Below are 24,265 nucleotides of genomic sequence, written 5' to 3' on the forward strand. Positions count from 1 at the left end.
TTTTTTTTGTGGTTTTCTTTGTGGTGCCCTGAGGCCGGCCCGCCGTCGGTGTGGGGCGGTCCCCCCGGCCGGGCCCCCCCCCGCTTCCGTGCGCTCCTCAGCGTCCCGGCAGGGAGCAGCTGACCCGCCAGCCCGCGGGCGTGCCCGGGCCGGCGGTCAGCGTTCCGCCGTGGGCGGCGGCGCGGGCGGTGAGTCCGGCCAGGCCGGTGCCACCGGCGCCGGGGCGGCGGCGCAGCAGCGGCTTGCGGGCGGGGCCGCCGTCGTCGGTGACGGTCAGCTCGACGGCACCGTCCTCGCCGAGCGCTACCCGGACGGTGACCTCGGTGGCCTGCGGGGCGTGCCGGCGGATGTTGGTGAGGGCCTCCAGGACGACGGCGTACGCGGTCGCCTCGGCCTCGGCGGAGAGCCGGCCGGCGGTGCCGGGTGCCAGCTCGGCGGTGGCCCGCAGGGCTCCGGTGGCTCCGGTGGCTCCGAAGCGGGCGACCAGCTCGGGGAGGTCGGCCAGGCCCAGCCGGCGCGTGGTCGCCACGGAGGAACGCGCCGCCTGCCCCGGCTCGCCGCCCCGGCCGTCGGGCTCGCGCAGGGCACCGACCATCTCGTCCATCGAGTCCAGTGCCCGCAGCCCGGCCTCCTCCAGTCGGCGCAGCAGCTCGGTGGTCTCCTCCGGTTCCTGGCCGGGGAGTCGGCCGGCCTGGGCCTCCAGCACGATGCCGGTGATCTCGTGCGCGACGAAGTCGTGCAGCCCCCGGGCCACCTCCAGGCGCTGCTCGCGCCGTGCCCGGGCGACGGCACGCTCCCGGCGGGCGTCCAGGACCCGCAGGTAGAGGGCCGCCGCCGCGACACCGAGCAGCGGCAGCAGCGAGAGCAGCACCCCGACCACCGGCCCGGCCGCGCCGCCCTGCGGCGTGCGCAGGGCGAACCGCAGCGGCAGCAGCACGGCCGCGAGCCCGAGCAGCCCGCTGACCGCCCAGACGGATCGGTCGGGCAGCCGGCGGACGGCCCGGAAGAGCAGCCCGAGCAGGGCAAGCCATTCGAAGGGCAGCCAGAACGCGGGCAGCCGGTACGGCCCCGGGTAGACCACGTCGACCAGCAGCGAGGCCCCGGCCACCACCGCGGCGGCCGGACCGAGGGTGATCCGCCCGACCGGCCACGGCAGTAGCGCCGCCACCGCGGCGAGCACCGCCGTCAGGGCGAGCAGCGCGGCCGCTCCCCGGGCACCGGGCTGCGCGAGCAGGACGGGCGGCAGCAGGACGAGCGCGGAGACGGCGGCAAGCGGTCGGCGGATCCCGGCCGGCCGCGACCGCGCGGGGTCGGTGGCCTCGGAGCGGGCGAAGGGAGAGTCGGTGCGCACCCGGCCGAGCCTACGGGCAGCTCTCCGGGGGGAGGCGGGCTCCTCCTCCGGAGGGAGCCGTCCGCCGCCAACTCCCCTCCGCAGCGGGAGGTCCGGCAGGTCGGACGGGAGCAGGATCGGTGGCGTCGGAACAACAGCGCGGGGACCAACCGCGCCGGAACGCCCGCACCGAAGGGGAAACGAACCGCCATGAACCGCCGCCTCGCCACCACCGCCGCCTCGCTGCTCCTCCTGGCTGCGACGGTCGCCACCGCCGCACCGGCCGCCGTCGCCGCGCCGACCCCCGCCGCACCGCCATTGACCGCACAACCGGCCGCCACGGCACCCGACTTCGGGCCGGTCAGCGTGCGCGGCACCGGCAACACCGTCCTCACCGCCTCGTTCCACGGCTTCGAGGGCGACCCGGTGCAGATCTCGGTGGACGCCCGAGCCACCACCAACACCGACCCGCGCAGCACCGCGGGCCACTTCCACGTCCGCCACGTGCACACCGACGGCCGGCTGGTCGCCGACTTCGAGGGCGACATCACCTGCCTGGCCGTCGGCGGTCGGGAGGCGATCGCCACCGGGGTGGTCACCAAGGGCGAGGCTCCGTGGTTCCCGGGCCTGGAGCTGACCGGCCAGAAGGTCGCGCTCTCGGTGGAGGACAACGGACGGCGCGGGGACCGGATGGGCTGGGCCTGGGGCGTGTTCGGCCAGCCGGTCTCGGACTGCCAGGGCACGGTACCGTTCATCCGCACGACCAGTGGCGACTTCTCCGTGCGCGGCTGACACCCGGCCGACCGGGCCTGCCAGGACCTATCGGATCCGACCGGGGCCGACGGGGCCGCGCGCCACCGTCCGAGCACCCGCAGACCTGGAGGCACCGTTGTCCCTCGACCGCCCGACCGCCCCGTCACCCGCGGGAGCGGTTCTCAACGACCGCACAGGGGACGGCCGTTGAGCACCGCTCCCGACCGGCGACCGCCCGAGTACGCCCGACTCGCGGCCGTCGGGCCGTACTTCGCACTGGACACCTCGCCGGACGGACGGCCACCCGAGGGCTTCCGGCCGCTGGCCGAGCTGTACGGTACCGGGCCCGACGCGCCCTTGGCGGCGCGGCTGCCGGTGGTGGCTCGGCGGCTCGGCACGGGCGAACCGCGGGTCGCGGCCTCGATCCTGCACCTGGGGCTGGCCGCCCGCTTCTGGTCGGTGGGGCTGGGCTCGGCCGTGCTGTTGGGAACGGTCCCGACGTTGGAGGACGCCTGGGTACGGATCCCGGACCAGGGCCCGCTCGACCTGTGGATCCCGCCGGAGACCGCCCGGCCCGGCGACGGGCCAGGCAGCGGACCGACCGGCAGACCGGCCGGCGGACCGACCCCCGGGACGCTCGTCGACCAGCTCCACGAGGCCGTTCTTCTCGGCCAGTTGGAGCCGCTGGCGGCGGCCGTCCGGGCCTTCGCCCCGCTCTCCCCGCGCCTGCTGCTCGGCAACGCCGCGTCCGCGCTGGCCGGGACGCTGCGGGTGCTGGACGCCCACGCACCGGTCTCCGCACGGGCGTTGACGGCGGAGCTGCTGGAGCGTCCACCGCTGGCCGGCGCGGGCACCCTGCGCACCGGGCCGCGCGGCACGGCGTTCCGGCGGAACAGCTGCTGCCTCTACTACCGGGTCGGACCGGGCGCCGGGCTCTGCGGGGACTGCTGCTTCAGCACGCCGCCCGGGCGCGGGAAGCGGAACGGCTAATACTTTCACAAATGAAGGTCATATCGGCCCCAGGAGGCCACACCGGTCAGCCCGCACCGGTCGGCACCGGTCGGCACCGGTCGGCACCGGTCGGCACCGGTCAGCCGGTCAGCCGGTTCACCTCAGCCCCGCACCACTGTCCAGTCCACCGCCGCCGACGGCACCGAGGCCCGCTCGGCCGCCGGATCCACCCGCAGCCCGCGCGCCAGCGAACCCACCGGCAGGGCCGGGGTGGTGGCCGCCAGCACCCGTCCCTCGCCGTCGAGCAGCGCGGCCTCACCGGGCAGCGCCCGCAGCGGCGGCACCAGCAGCCGCTCCAGCGCGGCCAGCGGGACGTCCCCGGCCGCCACCCCGACGAAGCCCGCGCCCGGGACGACCACCGGCCGGGCGCAGCACAGCACGTACCGGTCGGCGCAGAGCAGGTCGACCTGCGGCCCGGCCACGGCGGCCCGCCCCTCGTCCCGGGGCCGGGCGAACCAGGGCAGCGCCCGGTAGTCGTAGAACTCGGCGTCCGCCGGGTCGAGCACGAGCCGCAGCCGCCGTTCCCCCGTCCCTCGCGCGCCGCGGTACCACCACTCCACGTGCAGGTCGGCGTCGGCGAGCGCGCCGGGCGCCACGACCGCTCCGCAGCCGAACCAGCGCGATCCTGGACGCGCCAGCAGCTCGCTCACCGCGCCGTGCACCGCGGCGAGTTCGGCGGCCGCGGGCCGGCGCCCCGCGGCGGCCGCCCGGGTCCAGCAGTCGGCCGCGGCCGCCCGCAGGCCGTCCAGTTCGGTGAGTACCGCGTCGACGGCGGCGGCGACCTGCCGGGCGCACCGCCGGACGGCGGCGAGCCCGGCGGCGGGCAGGGTGGTGCTGGACGCGCTGGTCATCGGGGGCTCCGGCGGCGGTGAGGGTTCCGGGACGGCGGTACGGCCCCCGGCTCAGCCGTCGTCCGCCAACTCCAGGTGGCGCCGGACCAGATGGTGCACGCAGGCCACCGCGTGCGCCTCGGCGGCGGCCCGGGCGCCGGCCGCGTCGCCGGCCAGCACGGCGACCAGGATCTCCCGGTGCTGCTCGGCGAACCGCTCCTGGTCCGGCCCGTACGGGGCGGGCAGCCAGAGCAGCGGGCCGAGCTCGGCCTGCAGCCGGACGGCGAGCTGGGTGAGCCGCACCGACTGGGCGGCGACGGCGAGTTCGATGTGGAAGCGGGCGTCGGCCCGGCGCTGCTCGGCAGGCCCGGCGGCGTCCCGCAGGTCGTGCACCAGCCGGGTGAGCCTGGGGCCGAGGTCGGCCGGGGCGCGTTCGGCGGCGAGTCGGGCGGCGGTGCCGAAGACGGCCAGCTCCTCGTCGCCGAGGTCGCGCAGGTCGACGGTGGCGAGGTCGCGCAGCCGGGCGAGCCGGAGGTGCTGGGAGCCCTCGACGGGGGTGCGGACGAAGCTGCCGCCGTTGCGGCCGCGCCGGGTCTCGATCAGTCCGGCCTCGCGGAGCAGCGCGAGGGCCTCGCGGACGGTGCCGTTGGCGACGCCGAGTTGGTCGGCCAGGTCGTTCTCGCTGGGCAGTTGGTCGCCGTCGGCGACCAGCCCGAGGGCGATCGCCTCGGTGATCCGGCGGGCCACCGCGTCGGCGCGCCCGAGGTCGGCGAGCGGCGCGAGGACGGCGCTGAGCAGCGGGGTCGCACTGCCGATGGTCGTCATGCCTGCCCCTCCTCGTTCACCGCCGCCAAGCCGCCGCCAAGCCGCCACCCGGTCGTCCCCGGGCACGTCGCCCGGCTCGCCACCGGGTCGCTGTCGGCTCGCCACCGAGTCGCCGCCGGTTCACCGTCCGACCGGATGTTTCCCGCAGGGTACCTCCCGGTCGAGCGCGCACTCTTGCCGCTAGAAACCCAATCTCGTATGTTTTCCCGCAACCTCGGCCCGCGCAGCACCCCGCACCCCCGCAGCACTCCCCACGCATCACGACACGTTCCCAGGAGCAGGTCATGACCGATGCCCGTGCCCGTGCCACCCTCCACTCCCCCGACCCGGACGCCGAACGGCTGGCCGCCCTCGGCTACACCTCCGAGTTCAAGCGCGACATGAGCCTCTGGGCGAACTTCTCGCTCGGCTTCACCTACCTCTCCCCCGTCGTCGGGGTGTACACACTCTTCGCCTCCTCGCTGCGGACCGCCGGGCCGCCGATGGTCTGGAGCTTCCTGATCGCGGGCCTCGGCCAGCTGCTGGTGGCCCTGGTGTTCAGCGAGGTGGTCGCCCAGTTCCCGGTGGCCGGCGGGGTGTACCCGTGGGCGCGCCGGCTCTGGGGCCGCACCTGGGGCTGGCTGACCGGCTGGGTCTACCTGCTGGCGCTGATGTCCACCATCGCGGCGGTCTCCTACGGCGCCGGCCCCTACGTGGCCGTCCTGCTGGGCGTCGAGCCGAGCACCGCGACGACCGTCTGGTGCGCGCTCGGCCTGCTGGCCCTCGCCACCGTGATCAACCTCAAGGGCACCCGGGTGCTGTCGGCGGCGGCAATGATCGGCTTCGCCGCCGAGCTGCTCGGCGCCCTGGCGGTCGGCGTCTGGCTGCTGCTGACCCACCGCTACCACGGCCTCGGCGTGGTCTTCGACCGCTTCGGCGCGGGCGGCGACGGCGACTACGCCGACGCCTTCCTGGCCGCAGGGCTGATCGCGGTCTTCCTCTTCTTCGGCTTCGAGGCCTGCGGCGACGTCGCCGAGGAGGTGCCCAACCCGGGTCGACAGATCCCCAAGTCGATGCGACGCACCATCTACGTCGGCGGCGCGGCCGCGATCGGCGTCAGCCTGGCCCTGGTGATGTCGATCCGGGACATCGGGGCGGTGGTCTCCGGCGACGACACGGACCCGGTGGCCACGGTGCTGCACGAGGCCTTCGGCGCGGCCGGCGCCCGGGTGGTGATCGGCGTGGTGCTGATCTCCTTCCTGTCCTGCGTGCTGAGCCTCCAGGCGGCGGCGAGCCGGCTCACGTACTCCTTCGCCCGGGACCGGATGATCGTGGGCAGCCGACTGCTGGCCACGGTCTCGGACCGGCTGCGGGTGCCGCCGTACGCGCTGCTGCTCGCCGCGGCGCTGCCGGGCGTGATCATCGTGGGTGCCTCGGCGCTCTCCGAGGGCGCCCTCACGAAGATCATCTCCTTCTCCAGCATCGGCATCTACCTGGCCTTCCAGATGGTGGTGCTGGCCGCCCTGCGGGCCCGGCTGCGCGGCTGGCGCCCGAGCGGGGACTTCCGGCTCGGCCGCTGGGGCCTGGCGGTGAACGTCGGCGCGCTGGTCTACGGCGTCGCCGCGATCGTCAACATCTGCTGGGGCCGCACCCCCGACGCCGCCTGGTACGACAACTACCTGGTGCTGCTCTCGGCGGTGGTGGTGCTCGCGGCCGGCGGCCTCTACCTGCTGCTGGCCCGCCCGCACCTGCGTGGCGACGCCCCCTCGGGCGATGCCACGGCCGCGGACGGCGCGACGGCCACCGCCGGAGCGACCGGGAGCCGGACGTGACCGGGCTCCCGCTGGACGGCGTCCTGGTCGCCGACTTCGGCCGGGTCCTCGCCGCGCCGTACCTGACCATGCTGCTGGCCGACCTCGGCGCCGACGTGGTCAAGGTCGAGCAGCCCGGCACCGGCGACGACACCCGCGCGTGGGGCCCGCCGCACGCCCAGGGCGAGGCCACCTACTTCCTCTCCGTCAACCGCAACAAGCGCTCCCTCGCCCTCGACCTGCGCGACCCGGCCGACCACGCCCGCGCCGTCGAACTCGTCCGCCGCGCCGACGTGCTGGTGGAGAACTTCCGCCCCGGCACGATGGCCCGCCACGGCCTCGGCCCGGAGCGCGCCCAGGCCCTCAACCCGCGCCTGGTCTACTGCTCGATCACCGGCTTCGGCTCCGGCACGGGCGCCGAACTGCCCGGCTACGACCTGCTGGTGCAGGCGGTCGGCGGCCTGATGTCGGTGACCGGGCCGGCCCCCGGCGAGCCGGTGAAGACCGGCGTCGCGATGGTGGACGTGCTGACCGGCCTGCACGCGGCGGTCGGCGTGCTGGCCGCGCTGCGCGAGCGCGAGAGCACCGGCCGGGGCCAGCTGGTGGAGCTGAACCTGCTCTCCACGCTGCTCTCCGGCCTGGTCAACCAGTCCGCCGGCTACACCCTGGCCGGCGCCGTGCCGGGCATCCTCGGCAACCGCCACCCGTCCATCGCCCCGTACGAGGTGTTCACCGCCGCCGACCGCCCGCTGGTCGTCGCGGTCGGCAACGACCGGCAGTTCGCCGCGCTCTGCCAGGGCGTGGGCGCCCCCGAACTGGCCGACGACCCGCGCTTCGCCACCAACTCCGACCGGGTCGCGCACGTGACCGCGCTGGCCCGCGAGCTCACCGCCAGGCTCGAACGCCGCACCGCCGCCGAGTGGTTCGCCGTGCTCACCCCGCTCGGCGTGCCCTGCGGCCCGGTCAACGACCTGGCCGAGGCCTTCGACCTCGCCGACTCACTCGGCCTGCGCCCCCGGGCGCCGCTGCCCGGCCCGGACGGACGGCCGCTGGACCTGGTCGCCAACCCGATCGGCCTCTCCCGCACCCCGCCCCGCTACCAGCTGCCCCCGCCCCGGCTCGGCGAGCACACCGCCGAGCTGACCGCCTGGCTGGACGCCCCGTACGACGGGCCCACGCACGACGGTCCCACGCACAACGAGCCCCCGCACAACGAGCCCCCGCACGACAAGGACCTCGAGGACCGCCCATGAGCACCCCGCACAGCACCGGCACCGCCCTGGCCGACCCGCTCGATCTGATCGACTTCGCCACCCTGTTCACCGACGAGGAGCGCGAGATCCAGGCCACCGTCGCCAGGTTCCTCGCCGACCGGGTCCGCCCGCACCTGCCGGAGTGGTTCGACAACGCCCACTTCGCCCGCGAACTCGCCCCCGAACTGGGCGCGTTGGGCCTGCTCGGGATGCACCTGGAAGGCTACGGCTGCGCCGGCACCAACGCCGTCTCCTACGGCCTGGCCTGCCTCGAACTGGAGGCCGCCGACTCCGGCTTCCGCAGCTTCGTCTCCGTCCAGGGCTCCCTCTCGATGTACTCGATCCACCAGTGGGGCTCGGAGGAGCAGAAGCAGGAGTGGCTGCCCCGGCTCGCCGCCGGCACCGCGATCGGCTGCTTCGGGCTCACCGAGCCGGACTTCGGCAGCAACCCGGCCGGGATGCGGACCCGCGCGGTGCGCGACGGCTCGGACTGGATCCTCGACGGCACCAAGATGTGGATCACCAACGGCGGCATCGCGGACGTCGCCACCGTCTGGGCGAACACCGAGGACGGCGTGCGCGGCTTCCTGGTGCCGCGCGGCACGCCCGGCTTCACCACCCGCGACATCGGGCAGAAGCTGTCGCTGCGGGCCTCCGTCACCTCCGAACTGCACCTGGAGGGCGTCCGACTGCCCGCCGAGGCGCAGCTGCCGGGGGCGAAGGGCCTGCGCGGTCCGCTGTCCTGTCTGAACGAGGCGCGGTTCGGCATCCTGTTCGGCGCGGTCGGCGCGGGCCGGGACTCGCTCCAGGCGGCCCTGCGGTACGCGGACTCGCGGATCCAGTTCGACCGGCCGATCAGCGGCTTCCAGCTGACCCAGCGCAAGTTCGCCGACATGGCGCTCGCGCTCGGCAACTCCGCGCTGCTGGCCGTCCACCTCGGCCGGCTCAAGGACGGCGGGCGGCTGCGGCCCGAGCAGGTCAGCGTCGGCAAGCTCAACAACGTGCGGGAGGCGCTGGCGATCGCCCGCGAGTGCCGGACGGTCCTCGGGGCCAACGGCATCTCGCTGGAGTACTCGCCGATCCGGCACGCCAACAACCTGGAGTCGGTGCTGACCTACGAGGGCACCAGCGAGATCCACACACTGGTGGTCGGCCAGGCGCTCACCGGGCAGGCCGCCTACCGGTAGGACCCGCCCCGCCGGTCGCCGGGTCGGCCGCCCGGTCGACGGGCCCGTCCGGACACGCGCCGAGGCCCGCGTCCGGCTTGTCCAGAGCCGGGCGCGGGCCTTCGATCCCCACCGTCGGTGCCGATGCCCGTGGCACCGGGTGGAGCTCCTCCGAGGAAGCGGGCGCGGTCAGACCGCGACCGCCTCCTCCATCTCCTCCTCGGCCTCCGACGGCGTCTCCACCGGACGGCGCCCGCGGCCCTCGTACATCGCCGCGGCCGCCACGGCCGCCCCGCCGAGCAGCAGCCAGACCAGCAGGGTCACGACGTTCCCGCCGAGGCCCGCGCCGCCGTCGAAGTACAGGACGCTGCGCGCGCCCTCCAGGAAGCCGGCGCCCGTCCAGAAGCCGTGCAGGCCGCCGAAGAACCCGTTCTGCAGCTCGGGCCGGTAGATGCCGCCGGAGGAGGTGAAGTTCAGCATCACGAAGAGCACCATCATGACCAGCGTGGTCCACTTCCGCAGGAAGCTGTGCAGACCGATGCCGATCAGCACGATGCCCGCCGAGTAGAGCCAGCCCAGCGCCCAGACCGCCGCGAGGTCATGGTCGACCACGTGGAAGACCGGCCCGGCGGTGACGATCCCGATCACACTGACCGCCAGCGAGACCGCCAACCCGACCAGCGCCCGGACCTTCATGCTCAGCCCGGCGCCGGCGGCACCGATCACCGCGACGCTGGCGTAGGAGCCTATGCTCAGCGCGACCAGCAGGAAGAACAGGCCCTGTCCGGTCGGGTCGCCCTCGGCCGGGGTGGTCAGGTCGGTGACGTGCAGCGGCACGCCCTGCCGGTCGGTGACGTTGGTGAACACCGCCGTGGCGGCCACCACCGAGGTCTCCGAGTTGCCCTTGGCGACGATCAGTTCGGGGTTCCTGGCGTCCGGCACGAAGGCGCCCACCAGGTCCCGGTCGCGCAGCTGCTGCTCGGCGGCGGCCCGGTCGTCCACGGTGCGGACGTCGAGCGCGTCCCCGGCCTTGCTCTGGATCGCCTGCGCCAGGCCCTGCGCCTGCTGCGTGGTGCCCACCACGGCCACCTCGAGGTGGTGCGGCTCGGGCTGGTGGAAGGCGCCCAGGTAGGCGAGTGCCATGCCCAGGCACATCAGCAGCGGGGTGATCAGGTGGATGGCCAGGTGCTTGAGCGAGTGCCCCAGGGTGGGCGCTGCGGCGGGGTTCCGGGGTGTGCTCATGGCGTTCGTACCGTCCTCCGGTGGTGTCTCTCGATGGCAGAAGGTGGCAAATACAACCAATACAGATGGCCAATGCAACCAACTATCGATGTAGCTTACAACCATCCGGCGGCGATCGGAAGCCGCGCCCCGCACGCCGATCGACGCGGCCCGGCTCCCTCACCCGCACTCAGCCCAGGTCGAACACCCCGTACGAGAACCCGTCCGCCCGCAGCTCGCCGTCCACGAGCCGCACGCCCTGGACGTCCAGCGGCCGGAGGCCCCCCGACCGACCCGACGGGCCCGACAAGCCCGACGGGCCCGACAGCCGCACGGAAGCCGGCTCCCGGCACGGGTTGACCGCCACCAGGTACCGCCCGGCCCGGGTGTACACCAGCGGGTAGCCGGCGTGCCGGACCTCCACCCCGCCGGCCGAGCCCAGCCCCGGGTGCGCCCGGCGCAGCGCGATCAGCCGCCGGACGGTGTGCAGCAGCGAGGTCGGGTCGGCGCGCTGGGAGAGCACGTCCGGGCGGTGCGGGTCCGGGTCCACCGGCAGGTACAGCCGCTCGGGCGGGGCACTGGAGAAGCCGGCGGTGGGGCCGGGCATCCACTGCATCGGGGTGCGTGAGCCGGCCCGGTTGAACCGCGGTCCGAGCACGCTGCCCTCGGTGTCGGGAAGGCCCGGCAGGTAGCGCATGCCGATCTCGTCGCCGTAGTAGACGGCCGGGAGGGTGGGCCAGGTGAGCAGGAACGCGAAGGCGGGAGCGAGTTGCTCCGCGGTGCGCGGGCCGGTGGCCAGGCGGGAGAAGTCGTGGTTGGCGGTGGGCAGCACCACGTGCCCGCTGCCCTCGGTGAGTTCGGCGGCGCAGCGCCAGGCGTCCAGGAAGGGCTGCGGGGTGCCCCGGCCCTCGGCCTCGAAGTAGCAGGCCTCCTGGTGCCAGAACTCCTCGACCGTCCCGCCGTTGTTGTTCCAGAGCGATCGCAGGGGCAGGCCGTCGTCCTCTCCGCCGAAGTGCAGGAAGAAGTCGGCGTGGAAGCCGGCCGCGACGGCGGCGGCCGGGTCGCCCCACTCGGCGAGCAGGACGGCCTGGGGGTGGGCGCGGTCCAGCCAGTCGCGCACCTCGGTCCAGAGCTTGGCGGTCTCGGCCTTGCCCGGGTCGTCCTTGACCAGTGAGTAGGCCATGTCCACCCGGAAGCCGGACACCCCGAGACCGAGCCAGTGCGCCATGATCGCGCGCAACGCCGCCCGGTTGGCGCGCGGGCCGTCCGCGTCCACCGCCTGGCGCCAGGGCTCCTCCGAACTACTGCGCGCGTAGCCGAAGTTGAGCGCGGGCTGGAAGTCGAAGAAGTTCGGCCGGTACCAGCCGGGCCGGCTGCCGGGCGAGGCGACGAAGCCGTCCACCGGGCGGTCGGACCAGATGTACCGGTGGTCGGACGGATCCTCGGCGGAGGCCAGGAACCAGGGGTGGCGGTCGGAGGTGTGCCCGGCCACCAGGTCCAGTAGGACCCGGATGCCCCTGCGGCGGGCGGCCTCGACCAGGGCCGTCAGGTCCTCGCTGCTGCCGTAGCGCGGGGCGGGGGTGAGGTAGTCGGTGACGTCGTACCCGGCGTCGCGGAACGGCGAGGCGAAGCAGGGGTTGAGCCAGACGGTGTCGACGCCGAGCCAGGCGAGGTGGTCCAGGTGCTCGGCGATGCCGGCGAAGTCGCCGATGCCGTCGCCGTCGGAGTCGGCGAAGCTCTGCGGGTAGATCTGGTACAGCACGGCGTCGGCGAGCCAGTCGGGGCCGGGGCGGGTCGAGGTCATGGGCGGTTCCTCCTACCGGGGTCCGGGGGCCCGGGGCCTGGCCGGGCGGGGCTGAGCCGGGACGGGCTCGGCCGGGGCCGAGCCGGGGCGCCCACGATTCTCGTCCAATCCCGGCCGTCCCGACAGCCCGCCTCGCCCCGCCGCAGCCCGCGCCTCGGGGCCCGCACCGCGGCGAGGCCCGCACCGGGCCGTCGCGAGCCCGCCCCCTACGAGAACGCCCCCGCGCAGGCCGCCGTGAACGCCCGGGCCCGCCGGGTGATCTCCGCCCAGTCCCCCGCCGCGACCACGTCCGGCGGCACCACGTCCGTCCCGGCGCAGACCGCGAGCGCGCCGTGCGCCAGGAACTCGGCGGCGTTGCCCGCGTTCACCCCGCCGGAGGCCACCAGCGGCACGTCGGGGTACGGGCCGCGCAGGTCCCTGAAGTAGCCGGGGCCGAACGACCGGGCCGGGAAGATCTTCACGGCGGCGGCGCCGAGGTCCACCGCGTGCGCCACCTCGGTCGGGGTGAGCGCTCCGAGCACCGCCGGCACCCCGGCGACGGCCGCCGCCTCGGCCACCTCGGGGCGGCAGCCCGGGGTGACCAGGAAGGACGCCCCGGCCTCGACCCCGCGCCGGGCCTGCTCGGCGGTCAGCACCGTCCCGACGCCGACCCGCCGGCCCGCCCTCGACGCCCTGAGCAGATGCTCCGTCACATTCGGTGTGGTGTAGGTTAATTCGGTCAGGGTGATGCCGCCTTCGGCGAGGGCGTCGCAGAGGGCGGCGGCGTCCGGGATCCGGGGCGCGCGGACCACCGCGATCACCGGTTCGGCGCGCAGCAGCTCGCGCAGCGACTCGCTCGACGGCTCGCGCAGCGGCGAGGGATCGGTCGGGGCGGAGAGCTCGGTCATATGGCCAGGGTTCCTCGGTCGGTTCGACGCAGGGCGCGCCCCGGCCGGGCGCCGGTGGTGCGACCCTGCCGGACGACGGCGGTGCCGTTGACGTACACGTACTCGATGCCCTCGGCCGGCAGCCGGGGGTGCTCGAAGGTGGCGGCATCCCGGACCCTCCCGGGGTCGAGGAGCACCAGGTCGGCGTGGTGGCCGGGGGCGATCCGGCCGCGCCGGTCCAGCCCCAGCCGGGCGGCGGGGCGTCCGGTCATCCGGACGATCGCCTCCTCCAGTGTCAGTACGCCCAACTCCCGGCTGTAGTGGCCGAGGTAGCGCGGGAAGGTGCCCCAGGCACGCGGGTGCGGCCGGGCGCCGACCAGCAGCCCGTCGCTGCCGACGGTGTGCGCGCGGTGGCGCATGATCGCCCGGACGTTCTCCTCGTGCCCGACGTGCTGGAGGATCGTGGTGGCCAGCTCGTCCCGGCGCAGCAGGTCCAGGAACACCTCGGTGCCGGTCCGCTGCTCCTCCTCGGCCAGTTCGGCGACGGTGCGGCCGACCGCCCCGGCGAGCGAGGCCGCGCGCACGCCGGAGATCTGGATCGTCGTCCAGTCGGTGACCACCCCGTGGCAGCCGTCGCTGCCCTTCTCCTCCACCTCGTACCGGATCTTCGCGCACTGCGCCGGGTCGGTGAGCCGCTCCAGCGTCGCGGCCGGGCCGCCCTCGGTGGCCCAACTCGGCAGCAGCGCGGCCAGGGTGGTGGATCCGGGCAGGTAGGGGTAGCTGTCCAGAGTGAGGTCGACGCCGTCGGCGAGCGCCCGGTCGAGGAGCTCCAGCAGTTCGCCGGCCCGGCCCCGGTTGAGCCCGAAGTTCATCGTGGCGTGGGTCAGGTGCAGCGCGCACCCGCTCTGCCGGGCGATCTCCACCATCTCCGCGTATCCCTCCAACGCCCCTGCACCGTAGGAGCGTTGGTGCGGCGCGTGGAAGCCGCCGTAGGCCGCGACGACGGTGCACAGCTCGACCAGCTCGGCGGTGCCCGCGTACATCCCGGGGGTGTAGCTGAGCCCGCTGGACATGCCGACCGCGCCGTCCAGCAGACTCTTCGCCAACACCTGCCGCATCCGGTCGAGTTCGCCGGAGGTGGGCGGGCGGTTGGCCCAGCCCATGGCGAGCATCCGCAGCGTTCCGTGCGGGACGAGGTAGCAGGCGTTGACGGCGACACCGGTGCGGTCGATCCGGTCCAGGTAGCCGGCGACGTCCCGCCAGTCCCAGTCGAAGCCGTCCGGGTCGCCGTTCCAGCCCGCGAGTTGGCGGCGCAGCGCGGGCAGCGTGGTGTCGTCCGCCGGGGCGTAGGACAGGCCGTCCTGGCCGAGCACCTCGCAGGTGACGCCCTGGGTGACCTTGGCCGGGTGCTCCGGTTCGAGCAGCAGGGCGAGGTCGGAGTGGGCGTGCATGTCGATGAAGCCGGGGGCCAGCACCAGCCCGTCGGCGTCCACCGCCTCGGGGGCGTCGAGGCCCTCGCCGATCTCGGTGATCAGGCCGTCCGCGATCCGGACGTCCGCCCGGTACCGGTCCGCGCCGGTGCCGTCCACGACGGTGGCACCGCGGAAGACCGTCGCTCCCCTGCCGCGCCCCGCGTCCGGGCGGGCCGTTCTCTCCCCGGGCATCAGAAGAACGTCCTGACCAGGCCGGTGACCTTCGGCTCGGCCGCGTCCGCGCAGTCCAGCACCGGAATCGCCGTCCACTTGTCGAAGGCCGTGCACGGGTGGGAGACGCCCAGCCGCAGCACCGCGCCGATCGGCGCGAGGTCGCCCGCGTCGCGGAGGAAGGCGTGCTGGTCGTTGAGCGCGGTGATCCGGGCCGTCGTGCCGGTCAACTCGGCTCCGCCGCGCACCCGTTGCGGCTCGGGCAGACCCTCGTCGAAGGGCAGGTCGCGCTTGCCGGCGTCCAGCAGCGCGAGCTGCGGCTCGGGCCGGGAGACCACCCGGGCCCAGCCGTGCAGCGCGCTGCGGAACGGCGTCCGCCCGCCGCGCCGGGCCAGCGGGGAGATGCCCCGGTAGAAGCCGTCGTCGTGGGCGATGTACGCGCCCGAGCGCAGCACCACGAAGGCCTCGGGCAGCTTCGCCAGCTCCTCGACCACCAGGTCGAAGTAGGCGCTGCCGCCGGCCGAGACCACCGGCCGGGTGTCCTGCGGGTAGGCGTCCGCCAGCCGGCCGTGCAGCTCGCCGAGGTCCCGCAGGTAGCCGCGGACGGTGGCCAGCGCCTCGGCCGAGGCGTCGTGCGCGAGCGCGCCCTCGTACCCCCCGACGCCCGCCAGGCGCAGGGTGCGGGCGCGCAGCACGGCGGCGGCGACCTCGGCGGCGGCGTCCACGCCGCGGGCACCGGTCCGCCCGCCCGGGCCGCCCAGCTCGACCAGCACCTCGACCGGCCGCTCGGCGCCGGCGGCGCGCAGTGCCTCGTCCATCAGCCGCACGCTCTCGGCGGAGTCGACCCAGGAGAGGAGGGCGAAGTCCGGGTCGGCGGCGAGTTCGTCGGCGAGCCAGGCCAGTCCGGCGGGTTCGAGCAGGGCGTTGGCGAGCAGTATGCGCTGCACCCCGAAGGCCCGGGCGATCCGCACCTGGGGCAGGTTGGCGAGGGTGATGCCGTGGCTGCCGGCGTCGAGCTGGGCCTGCCAGAGCGCGGGCGCCATGGTGGTCTTGCCGTGCGGGGCGAGCGCGACGCCCGCGTCGGCGCACCAGTCGGCCATGGTGCGGACGTTGTGGTCGAGGGCGGCGCCGTCGAGGGTGAGCAGCGGGGTGCCGAGCGTGGAGAGGGTGGGGCCGGTGGCGAGCCACTCCCGCGTGGTGCGGCCCCACGACTGCGGCGGAGCGGCTTTGAACCGCCAGTCGAGCGGCTCGTCGGCCAGGGCGGCCACCGCCCCGCGGGCGATGCCCGGCCCGGTGCCGCTGCTTGCGAAGGTCTGCTCCACCGTCTTCCTCCATCCGCCCAAGTTGCAACATGTGCAACGAGGGTTGCACATGCTGGCAACACGGTTCTAGCATCGGCGCCGGATCACGGTCAACGGACCTGACTCCCGGTCAACGGGGTCGACTCACGTCCGGCGCTCACCGACGACACGGCGCCGGCGTGCGACGAGTCGGCCCGGTGGGCCCGCTCTCGACGGAACGGCCGCAGACGAGGAGCCCCGCACATGCCGCGACAGGACACCCAGGGCCCGACCCGCCCCGGTCCTCCCCCGACGGCCGTGTGCGTGGGCGAGTCGATGGCCGTCCTGCTGCCGGACCGCCCGGGCCCACTGGAGTCGGTGGAGAGCTTCCGGCTGTCCGTCGGCGGCGCGGAGTCCAACGTGGCGGGCGCGCTGGCCGCGCACGGCGTGCCGACCGCCTGGATCAGCCGGGTCGGCGACGACGGCTTCGGCCGCCGGCTGCTCGCCGAGGTCGCCGCCCGGGGCGTGGACGTCTCGGCGGTCGCGGTCGACCCGCACCGCCCGACCGGCCTCTACGTCAAGGAGGTCGGCGGCACCACCGGCGACCGCCACGACCTCGGGCCCGGCCGCAGCCGGCTGCACTACCACCGGCGGGGCTCCGCGGCCGCCGCGCTCTCCCCGGACCTGCTCACCGACCCCGCCGCCGCCCCGCTGCTGACCGGCGCCCGACTGCTGCACCTGTCCGGCATCACCGCCGCCCTCTCCGACGGCTGCCTGGCCCTGCTGCGCGGCCTGCTCGCCGAGCGCCGCCCGAACCGGACGGTCAGCTTCGACCTCAACTGGCGTCCCTCGCTCTGGCGCGAGCGCGACCCGGCCGTGCTGCCACCACTGCTGGACGCCGCCGACCTGCTGCTGCTCGGGGCCGACGAGGCCGAGGCCGCCTTCGGCACGGGCGACCCGGCCGCCCTGCGCCGCCGCTTCCCCGGCCCGGCCACCGTCGTGGTCAAGGAGGCCGTCCGGCAGGTGACCGTCCTGGACCGGGACGGGACGGCGGTCACCGAGCCGGCCCTCGCGGTCGAGGTGGTCGAGGCCACCGGCGCGGGCGACGCCTTCGCGGCCGGCTACCTGGCCGGCACCGTCCGGGGCCTGGACCAGCGGCGCCGGCTGCGGCTCGGCCACCTGAGCGCCGCCTGCGCCCTGACCGCCCACGGCGACCAGGCAGAGCTGCCGGACGCCGCCGTGGTGACGGCGCTGCTCGACGCCACCCCCGCCCAGTGGGCCGCCACCCGGGTCACCGCGGCGGGCATCACCGGCCCGGCCCTGCCCACCGGCCACCGGCGCCGGACCGACCGGGCGCCGTCCGCCGAGCGGCCCCAGTCCGCCGACCGGCCCCCGTCCGCCGATCGGGCCCGGGCACAATGAGCAGGAACCCCAGCCCTCGAAGCGGAGCACGATGAGCCAGACCGTCACCCGCGCGCTGCGCATCCTCGCCGAACTCGGCGAGGGCGAGCGCTCCCTCGACCAGCTCGCCGAGGTGCTCGGCGTCCACAAGACGACCGTGCTCCGACTGCTGCAAAGCCTCGAGGAGGAACGATTCGTCTATCGCGACGCGGCCTACCGCTACCACCTGGGCGCCGGCCTCTTCGCGCTCTCCGGTCTGGCCCTGGAGCAGCGCGGCGTGCGCCGGATCGCCGCCCCGCACCTGGCCGAGCTGAACGCCGCCACCGGCCAGACCGTGCACCTGGCCGCGTACGAGGGCGGCGAGGTGGTCTACATCGACAAGTTCGACTCCCGCCACCCGGTCAGGATGTACTCCCGGATCGGCCTGCGCGCCGCCCTGCACAGCGCCGCCGTCTCCAAGGTGCTGCTGGCCGGCCTACCGCTGCCCGAGCGGCGCCGGGTGGTGGCCGGGATCGACTTCACCCCGCACACCGAGCGCACCCTGACCACGCCCGAGGCGCTGCTCGCCGAGCTGGAGAAGGTCGCCGCCCAGGGCTGGGCGCAGGACCACGCCGAGCACGAGGCCTTCATCAACTGCGTGGCCGCGCCCGTCCGGGACGCCAGCGGACGGGTGGTCGCCGCCGCCTCGATCTCCGTCCCGGACATGGTCCTGCCGTACGAGCAGGTGCTGGACCTGCTCCCCCAGCTGCTCGCCACCACCCGCGCCGTCTCGGCCGACTGCGGCCGCCCCGACCACACCTGACGAACCGTCAAGAACAGCAAAGGAACCCGATGTCCTCCGAGCACCCGCAGACCGACGAGCACTCCCGGACCGACGGGAAGGTCGAGATCCGCACCGACGGCGCCCCCGCCCCCGCCTGGATGTTCTCCCAGGGCGTCCGCAAGGGCCCGATCCTCCAGGTCTCCGGCCAGGGCCCGCAGGACCCGACCACCGGCGAGTACCTCCACCACGGCGACGTGAAGGCGCAGACCCGCCGCACGCTGGAGAACGTCAAGGCCATCGTCGAGGCCGGCGGCGCCACCATCGAGGACGTGGTGATGTTCCGCGTGTACCTCACCAAGCGGGCCGACTTCCCGCTGATGAACGAGGTCTACGCCGAGTTCATCGACGAGAACATCAAGCCCGGCGGCGTGAAGCCGTGCCGCACCACCGTCTTCGTCGAGCTTCCGCAGGAGCCGATGCTGGTCGAGATCGACGCCCAGGCCGTGGTCGGCTGACCACCCCCGCCCCCGAAGGGCCCGGACGCCTGCCGCGCGCCCGGGGCCCTTCGACCTGTCCGGCCGACCGCCCACCCGCCACGCCGCCGACCGCCCGCTTGCCACACCTCCAGCCAAATATTAGGTTAGGCTCACCTAACTAACTGGAGGTCCGCCCATGAGCCTGCCCACCGGCGACACCGAGGCCCCCGAGCCCACCACCGCCGAACGGATCCACAGCCTGCTCAGCACGACCTCCTCGCTCACCGTCCGAGCCCTGGGCGAGCAGCACCACCTGGACACCCCGGTCTCCGTCCACGGCTCCCGGCTGCGGCTGCGCACCGCCCTGGACGACCCGCTCACCGCGGCCGCCGCCGGCGCCACCGACGGCCTCGCCGTCGTCCTCGACGTCACCGACGTCTCCCCCGTCGCCGTCCGTGACCGGGTCCGTGCCCGCCTGACCCTGGCCGGCCGACTTCACCTGGCCCACCTCGCCGACGACGGCCTCAGCGTCCACCTGCGGGTGGACGTCGCCCACGCCGTCCTCGCCACCCCGTACGGCACCGGCGCGGTCACCGCCGCGGACCTCGCCGTCGCCGTCCCCGACCCGATGGCCCGGCACGAGGCCGCGATGCTCACCCACCTCGCCGACGACCACGCCGAGGCGCTCGAGGTCCTCACCCGCCTGCTCGACCCGGCCGTGCTGGGCCACGGCCCGGAGGTCCGCCCGCTCGCCCTGGACAGCCACGGCCTGGTGCTGCGCCTGGACCACCCGTACGGCCATCGCGACGTCCGCCTGGTCTTCCCCGAACCCGCCCGGGACACCGAGGAGTTCGGCCACCGGATGCACGAGCTGCTGGCCGCCGCGCAGTACGGCTCGCCGGTCCACCGGCACTGACCCCCCGTCCCGTCACCGCTCGACCGCGTCCTCCAGCACCACCCGCCCGATCCGCACGTACAGTTCCGGCCGCCACCGGCGCACCGCGAGCGCCAGCGCCACCCCGCCCGCGAACACCCCGATCACCAGGTACGGGATCAGCCGGAACAGCAGCGTGTGCGCCGCCGCCCCGGCGGCGGCGTCCTTGTTGAGGACCAGCAGCACCACCACCCCGGCCATCGCCACCCCGCCCACCAGCGGCGCGACCAGCGTCCGGAACCAGTGGGCGGTCTCCGGGTGGCGCCCCCGCACGTGGAAGTACCCGACCACGGCGAAGGAGCAGAGCGTCTGCACGACCAGGATCGCCATCGTCCCGAGCAGCGCCAGCAGCGTGTACAGGTGCGCGTACGGGTCCATCCCGGCCGCCAGGAAGCCCGCCACCAGCCCCACCGCGATCACCGACTGCACCACCGAGGCGACGTGCGGCGAGCCGTGCCGCGGATGGGTGCGGCCGAGCCCCCGGTACAGCAGCCCCTCCCGCCCGATCGCGTACAGGTAGCGGGCCGCGCACTGGTGGAAGGCCATCGCGCAGGCGAACGAGCCGGTGACGACCAGCCATTGGAACACCTTCACCGCCCAGGCCCCCAGGTGCGCACCGAGCGGGTCGAAGAACAGGCTGTTGCCGTCCTTGCCCGGCACCGCGCCGTTCGCCACCGCGATCGCCCGTTCGACCCCGTTGCCGGAGACGATCATCCAGGACACGAAGACGTAGAGCAGCCCGACCCCGATCACCGACACCAGCGTCGCCCGCGGCACCACCCGCTTCGGGTCGCGGGACTCCTCGCCGTACATCGCGGTGGACTCGAACCCCACCCAGGACCAGAACGCGAAGAACAGGCCGAGCCCCGCCGCGGCCGCCGAACTCCCCACCCCCCTCAGCGCGTTCAGCGGGTTCACGGCCGCGAGCACGATCCCGTCCGGGCCGCCGCCGGAGAACAGCACGGCGAACGAGACCGCACTCAGCACCCCGATCTCCAGCACCAGCGCGACGCCGAGCACCTTGGCCGTCAGGTGCAGGTCGAACCAGGCCATCACCCCGATCACCGCCGCCCCGGACAGCGCGTACCAGCCCCAGCCCAGCTCCACCCCCAGCTGCGAACGGACCAGTCCCCGCAGCGAGTACGCGAAGAAGCCGAGGGCCGAGGCCTCGGTGACGACGTACGCGAGCACCGCCAGCAGTCCCGAGGCCATCCCGACCACCCGGCCCAGCCCGTGCGAGACGTAGCCGTAGAACGCGCCGGCCGCGGTGATGTGCCGGGCCATCGCGACGTAGCCGACCGAGAACACCGTCAGCACCACGGTCGCCACGACGTACGCGGCGGGCGCGCCGACGCCGTTGCCCTGCCCGACGATGATCGGCAGGTTGCCCGTCATCGCGGTGATCGGGGCGGCGGTGGCGAGCGCCATGAACACCACGCCGACCAGGCCGACCGAATCGGCCTTCAGCCGGTCGACCCCGTCCTCCCCGGGCCGCTCCCGGCCGGCCGTCCTCCCCGCCACGCCCCCACTGCGGACCGCCATCCGCCCTCCTCGCCTCCGGACCCGCCCGCCCGGCCGGACCGACCGGGCGCTGACCGTTCGCCAGCATGACGTGCCACGGCCACCCGGCGACGCCACCGAACCCCTCCGTGACACCGGAGTTGACGCCGCGTTCGACCCGTCCGAACGAAACCCGGGAACAGCCGGGCGGCACGGAAACGGCAGTGGCCGGCCCGGCCGCACGAGGAGTCCTCGTACGGCCGGGCCGGCCTGGGCGTGTCCCGCGCCCATGTCCGCCGTGCGGCGATCACCCGGTCGAGCGGTCACCCGACATGACCATCCCGGAGGATCGTTTCGCCCCGCAGCGACGGTGGTTCCGGAAACCCTCGGAGCTCAGCCGTGGGTCAGAGCGCGACGCCGTGCGCGCGCAGGTAGGCGACCGGGTTGATGTCCGAGCCGTACTCCGAGCCGTTGCGGACCTCGAAGTGCAGGTGCGGGCCGGTCACGTTGCCAGTGGCACCGGACAGGCCGATCTGCTGGCCGACGGTGACGGCCTGACCGATCCTCACGCCGATCGAGGAGAGGTGCGCGTACTCGGCGTAGTGGCCGTCGGCGAGCTTGATCTCGACCTCGTTGCCGTAGGCGCCGCCGTTGCCGGCCTTGACCACGACACCGTTGGCGATGGCGCGCAGCGGGGTGCCGGTGGAGGCGACGAAGTCCTGGCCGGTGTGGTGGCCGGAGGCCCACATCGAGCCGGCCACACCGTAGGCGGTGCCGAGCCTCGGGTTGGCCAGCGGGGCGACGAAGCCGGAGGTGGCGGCGGCGACCGGAGTGGCGGTCACGGCCTGGGCCGGGGTGGCGACCTGCAGCTGGGTCTGCAGCTGCGTGGCCGGCTTGGCGGCCTCGGTCCGCACCTGGACCCGGTCCTGCGCCTTGGCGGCCTGGGTCGCGGGAGCGACCGACTCGGCCGGGGCGGCGGCCTTCGCCGGAGCGGAGTCGGCCGACGGCGCGACGGCGTGGCCCGGCAGCGCGAGCCGCTGGCCCGCGAAGATCAGGTTCGGGTCGGCACCGACGACCGAGCGGTTCTGCTCGTACAGCGCGTGCCAGCCGCCCTCGACGTTCTTGACCTCGGCGATCTTGGACAGGGTGTCACCGCTGACGACGCGGTAGCTCTCCTGCACTGCCTGGGCGGCCGGAGCAGCGGCCGACTCGGCGCGGGCGGAGGCGGCGGCCTGCGCGACCGGGGCGGCCGGAGCGGTGTGGGCCTGGGCGCTCATCGCGGTGACGAGCGGGAGGGCGAAGGAGACGCCGGTGACGGCGGTGGCGATGCCGATGCGGGCGGCGCGGGGCAGGGCGATACGACGAGCCTGAGCAGGCATGGAAGTTTCCTCTCCGACGCCTGCGAGGTGAGCTGTCGGGTTCGGGCTGGAGTTGCCCGGCCGCATGCGCGGCTTCACCCCTAGCCGGTCCTGGACGCCCGCGCCCTGAGGCGCGAACTCCGGTCCGGCGACTTACCTGTGGGTCCCCCGCTCCTGCCGTACAGAGTTCGTTTCGAACCACCGGGCAGCGGCAGGACTCGGCGTTCCACCCGGCGGATCCGTCCGGACTGGCCGGGCGGTCGCTGAACTAAAACCCATCCGTTCGGGTGAAGCAATGTCGATCTTTGAAAGCGCAACCATTCCCCCTTCCCCGGTGACCCTCCGCAGGCCGGAGCACACGTTCCGTACACAATCCATTCACCCCCCGCCACTGATCCACGACCCTGCGCCGAGATCCGCGACGCTGCGCAGCCGCCCACTCACACCCCGCCCACCGTCAACACACCCACCGGTGACCCTTGTCACGTGCGCCCCGGCAGCGCAGGATTCGCCCGTGGCCACCTCAGAGGCCGGCACCCTGCGCCTGAGCACCGCGCAGGGCCGCTGGGTACTACTGGCGACGGTGCTCGGCTCCAGCATGGCGATGCTCGACGGCACCGTGGTGAACGTCGCCCTGCCCCGGATCGGCGCCGACCTCGGCGCCTCCCTCGCGTCCCTGCAATGGACCCTGAACGCCTATCTGCTCACCCTGGCGGGCCTGATCCTGCTCGGCGGCGCGCTGGGCGACCGGTACGGACGGCGCAAGGTCTTCCTGATCGGCGTGGTCTGGTTCGCCATCGCCTCCGCCGCCTGCGCCGCCGCACCGAACATCCACGTGCTGATCGCCGCCCGCGCCGTCCAGGGCATCGGCGGGGCACTGCTCACCCCCGGCTCGCTCGCCATGCTCCAGGCCGTCTTCCACCCTGACGACCGCTCGGCGGCGGTCGGCCTCTGGTCCGGCCTGGGCGGGGTGTCGGCGGCGGTCGGCCCGTTCCTAGGCGGCTGGCTGGTGGACGGCCCCGGCTGGCGCTGGATCTTCCTGCTGAACCTGCCGCTCGCCGCCGCCGTGATCGCCGTCGCCACCCGGTCGGTGCCGGAGAGCCGGGACAAGGACGCCTCCGGCCGCTTCGACGTGCTCGGCGCCGTGCTCGCCGCCCTCGCCCTCGGCGCGATCACCTACGCGCTGACCGCGGCCGGCGAGGGCCTGTCCCCCGCCGTCTGGGTCAGCGGGGTGATCGGGGTGGTGCTCGGCGTCGCCTTCGTGGCCGTCGAGCGCCGCGCGCCCGAACCGATGCTGCCGCTCGGCCTCTTCTCCTCCCGGCTGTTCACCGCGGTGAACCTGGTCACCCTGTGCGTGTACGCGGCGTTCAGCGGCGTCTTCTTCCTGCTGGTGGTGCAGCTCCAGATCGTGTCCGGGTTCTCGCCGCTGGTCTCGGGCTTCGCCCTGGTGCCGATCACCGTGCTGATGCTGCTGCTGTCCGCCCGTGCCGGACGCCTCGGCAAGCGGATCGGCCCGCGCATCCCGCTCACCGTCGGCCCGATGCTGTGCGCCGCCGGGGTGCTGTTGATGCTGCGCATCGGCCCGGACTCCTCGTACTGGGTGGACGTGCTGCCCGCCGTCACGGTGATGGGCTGCGGCATGACGCTGCTGGTCGCACCGCTGACGGCGACCGTGCTGGCCGCCGTCGAGGTCCGCCACGCGGGCATCGCCAGCGGGGTCAACAACGCCGCCGCCCGCGCGGCCGGCCTGCTCGCGGTGGCCGCCCTGCCGGCGCTGGCCGGGCTGAGCGGCGACGCCTACCGGGTACCCTCCTCGGTCGACGCCGCCTTCCACACCGCCATGCTGATCTGCGCGGGCCTGCTGGTCGCCGGCGGGCTGATCGCCTCCGCGACCGTACGGGGCAACGTGCTCGCCCCCGAGGAGCAGCCGGTGGCCGAGCCGAACTGCGACTGGCCGTGCGGGCCCACCGCCCCGCCGCTCGACCCGGGCCACGTCCCCGTGACGCGCGAGGGCCCCGCCACCGGTCCGGCGGCGGGGCCCTCACCCAAGGGCTGACGCTA

General features: G+C 74.6%; 20 protein-coding genes and 1 riboswitch. Of the genes, 10 read left to right on the plus strand and 10 right to left on the minus strand.

Going from position 1 to position 24,265, the window contains the following annotated elements; translation table 11 throughout:
* Nucleotides 1–97 precede the first annotated feature (97 nt).
* Nucleotides 98–1,351 (minus strand): sensor histidine kinase, encoded by a 1,254-nt coding sequence (locus ACWDBB_RS29075; protein WP_449792423.1) that lies wholly within the window; start codon nt 1,349–1,351, stop codon nt 98–100.
* Between the two features lie 189 nt (nt 1,352–1,540).
* On the opposite strand from ACWDBB_RS29075, the gene ACWDBB_RS29080 reads away from it, so the two are divergent.
* Entirely contained in the window at nt 1,541–2,122 is a 582-nt protein-coding gene (locus ACWDBB_RS29080) for a hypothetical protein (RefSeq protein WP_449792424.1), read from the plus strand.
* A 168-nt stretch (nt 2,123–2,290) separates the two neighbouring features.
* Nucleotides 2,291–3,073, plus strand: coding sequence for a (2Fe-2S)-binding protein (locus ACWDBB_RS29085; protein WP_449792425.1), 783 nt, complete (start codon nt 2,291–2,293; stop codon nt 3,071–3,073).
* Nucleotides 3,074–3,195: 122 nt separating this feature from the next.
* On the opposite strand, the gene ACWDBB_RS29090 is transcribed toward ACWDBB_RS29085, so the two are convergent.
* Together ACWDBB_RS29090 and ACWDBB_RS29095 are read right to left on the minus strand one after the other, a co-directional pair.
* The gene (locus tag ACWDBB_RS29090) at nt 3,196–3,945 is read right to left on the minus strand and encodes a cache domain-containing protein (RefSeq protein ID WP_449792426.1); all 750 of its coding nucleotides are present in this window, start codon (nt 3,943–3,945) and stop codon (nt 3,196–3,198) included.
* Between the two features lie 51 nt (nt 3,946–3,996).
* Nucleotides 3,997–4,749 (minus strand): FadR/GntR family transcriptional regulator, encoded by a 753-nt coding sequence (locus ACWDBB_RS29095; RefSeq protein ID WP_449792427.1) that lies wholly within the window; start codon nt 4,747–4,749, stop codon nt 3,997–3,999.
* Between the two features lie 284 nt (nt 4,750–5,033).
* On the opposite strand from ACWDBB_RS29095, the gene ACWDBB_RS29100 reads away from it, so the two are divergent.
* The 3 genes from ACWDBB_RS29100 to ACWDBB_RS29110 all read left to right on the plus strand — a co-directional run bounded on the left by ACWDBB_RS29100 (nt 5,034) and on the right by ACWDBB_RS29110 (nt 8,979).
* Nucleotides 5,034–6,560 (plus strand): APC family permease, encoded by a 1,527-nt coding sequence (locus ACWDBB_RS29100; protein ID WP_449792428.1) that lies wholly within the window; start codon nt 5,034–5,036, stop codon nt 6,558–6,560.
* 68 nt (nt 6,561–6,628) lie between these two features.
* Entirely contained in the window at nt 6,629–7,792 is a 1,164-nt protein-coding gene (locus ACWDBB_RS29105; RefSeq protein ID WP_449792468.1) for a CaiB/BaiF CoA transferase family protein, read from the plus strand.
* Nucleotides 7,789–8,979, plus strand: coding sequence for an acyl-CoA dehydrogenase family protein (locus ACWDBB_RS29110; protein ID WP_449792429.1), 1,191 nt, complete (start codon nt 7,789–7,791; stop codon nt 8,977–8,979). The genes ACWDBB_RS29105 and ACWDBB_RS29110 overlap by 4 nt, the downstream gene beginning before the upstream one ends.
* Nucleotides 8,980–9,147: 168 nt before the next feature.
* Here ACWDBB_RS29110 and ACWDBB_RS29115 read toward each other — a convergent pair whose 3' ends face one another.
* From ACWDBB_RS29115 to ACWDBB_RS29135, 5 genes are all read right to left on the minus strand, one after another.
* Nucleotides 9,148–10,200, minus strand: coding sequence for a hypothetical protein (locus tag ACWDBB_RS29115; RefSeq protein ID WP_449792430.1), 1,053 nt, complete (start codon nt 10,198–10,200; stop codon nt 9,148–9,150).
* 169 nt (nt 10,201–10,369) lie between these two features.
* The gene (locus tag ACWDBB_RS29120) at nt 10,370–11,983 is read right to left on the minus strand and encodes an alpha-amylase family glycosyl hydrolase (RefSeq protein WP_449792431.1); all 1,614 of its coding nucleotides are present in this window, start codon (nt 11,981–11,983) and stop codon (nt 10,370–10,372) included.
* Between the two features lie 206 nt (nt 11,984–12,189).
* Nucleotides 12,190–12,870: a bifunctional 4-hydroxy-2-oxoglutarate aldolase/2-dehydro-3-deoxy-phosphogluconate aldolase gene (locus tag ACWDBB_RS29125; protein WP_449792432.1), complete on the minus strand. Its 681-nt coding sequence runs from the start codon at nt 12,868–12,870 to the stop codon at nt 12,190–12,192.
* Nucleotides 12,867–14,513 (minus strand): N-acyl-D-amino-acid deacylase family protein, encoded by a 1,647-nt coding sequence (locus ACWDBB_RS29130; RefSeq protein ID WP_449792433.1) that lies wholly within the window; start codon nt 14,511–14,513, stop codon nt 12,867–12,869. Before ACWDBB_RS29130 ends, ACWDBB_RS29125 begins: the two co-directional genes overlap by 4 nt.
* The gene (locus tag ACWDBB_RS29135; protein WP_449792434.1) at nt 14,513–15,814 is read right to left on the minus strand and encodes an amino acid deaminase; all 1,302 of its coding nucleotides are present in this window, start codon (nt 15,812–15,814) and stop codon (nt 14,513–14,515) included. The genes ACWDBB_RS29130 and ACWDBB_RS29135 overlap by 1 nt, the downstream gene beginning before the upstream one ends.
* A 222-nt stretch (nt 15,815–16,036) precedes the next feature.
* On the opposite strand from ACWDBB_RS29135, the gene ACWDBB_RS29140 reads away from it, so the two are divergent.
* From ACWDBB_RS29140 to ACWDBB_RS29155, 4 genes are all read left to right on the plus strand, one after another.
* Nucleotides 16,037–17,194, plus strand: coding sequence for a sugar kinase (locus ACWDBB_RS29140; protein ID WP_449792435.1), 1,158 nt, complete (start codon nt 16,037–16,039; stop codon nt 17,192–17,194).
* A gap of 31 nt (nt 17,195–17,225) precedes the next feature.
* On the plus strand, nt 17,226–17,975 hold the full coding sequence (locus ACWDBB_RS29145; protein ID WP_449792436.1) for an IclR family transcriptional regulator: 750 nt from the start codon (nt 17,226–17,228) through the stop codon (nt 17,973–17,975).
* A 29-nt stretch (nt 17,976–18,004) separates the two neighbouring features.
* On the plus strand, nt 18,005–18,451 hold the full coding sequence (locus ACWDBB_RS29150; protein ID WP_449792437.1) for a RidA family protein: 447 nt from the start codon (nt 18,005–18,007) through the stop codon (nt 18,449–18,451).
* A gap of 157 nt (nt 18,452–18,608) precedes the next feature.
* Nucleotides 18,609–19,328 (plus strand): DUF2470 domain-containing protein, encoded by a 720-nt coding sequence (locus ACWDBB_RS29155; RefSeq protein WP_449792438.1) that lies wholly within the window; start codon nt 18,609–18,611, stop codon nt 19,326–19,328.
* 12 nt (nt 19,329–19,340) lie between these two features.
* Here ACWDBB_RS29155 and ACWDBB_RS29160 read toward each other — a convergent pair whose 3' ends face one another.
* Together ACWDBB_RS29160 and ACWDBB_RS29165 are read right to left on the minus strand one after the other, a co-directional pair.
* Nucleotides 19,341–20,888 (minus strand): APC family permease, encoded by a 1,548-nt coding sequence (locus ACWDBB_RS29160; RefSeq protein WP_449792439.1) that lies wholly within the window; start codon nt 20,886–20,888, stop codon nt 19,341–19,343.
* Between the two features lie 362 nt (nt 20,889–21,250).
* A complete protein-coding gene (locus ACWDBB_RS29165; protein ID WP_449792440.1) occupies nt 21,251–22,225 on the minus strand; it encodes a M23 family metallopeptidase in 975 nt (324 codons plus the stop codon).
* Nucleotides 22,226–22,227: 2 nt separating this feature from the next.
* Nucleotides 22,228–22,365: riboswitch (cyclic di-AMP (ydaO/yuaA leader) on the minus strand.
* A 353-nt stretch (nt 22,366–22,718) separates the two neighbouring features.
* Between ACWDBB_RS29165 and ACWDBB_RS29170 the strand changes: the two genes are divergently transcribed.
* A complete protein-coding gene (locus ACWDBB_RS29170) occupies nt 22,719–24,260 on the plus strand; it encodes an MFS transporter (RefSeq protein ID WP_449792441.1) in 1,542 nt (513 codons plus the stop codon).
* Nucleotides 24,261–24,265: the final 5 nt, after the last annotated feature.

This window comes from Kitasatospora sp. NPDC001095 (assembly GCF_053598615.1).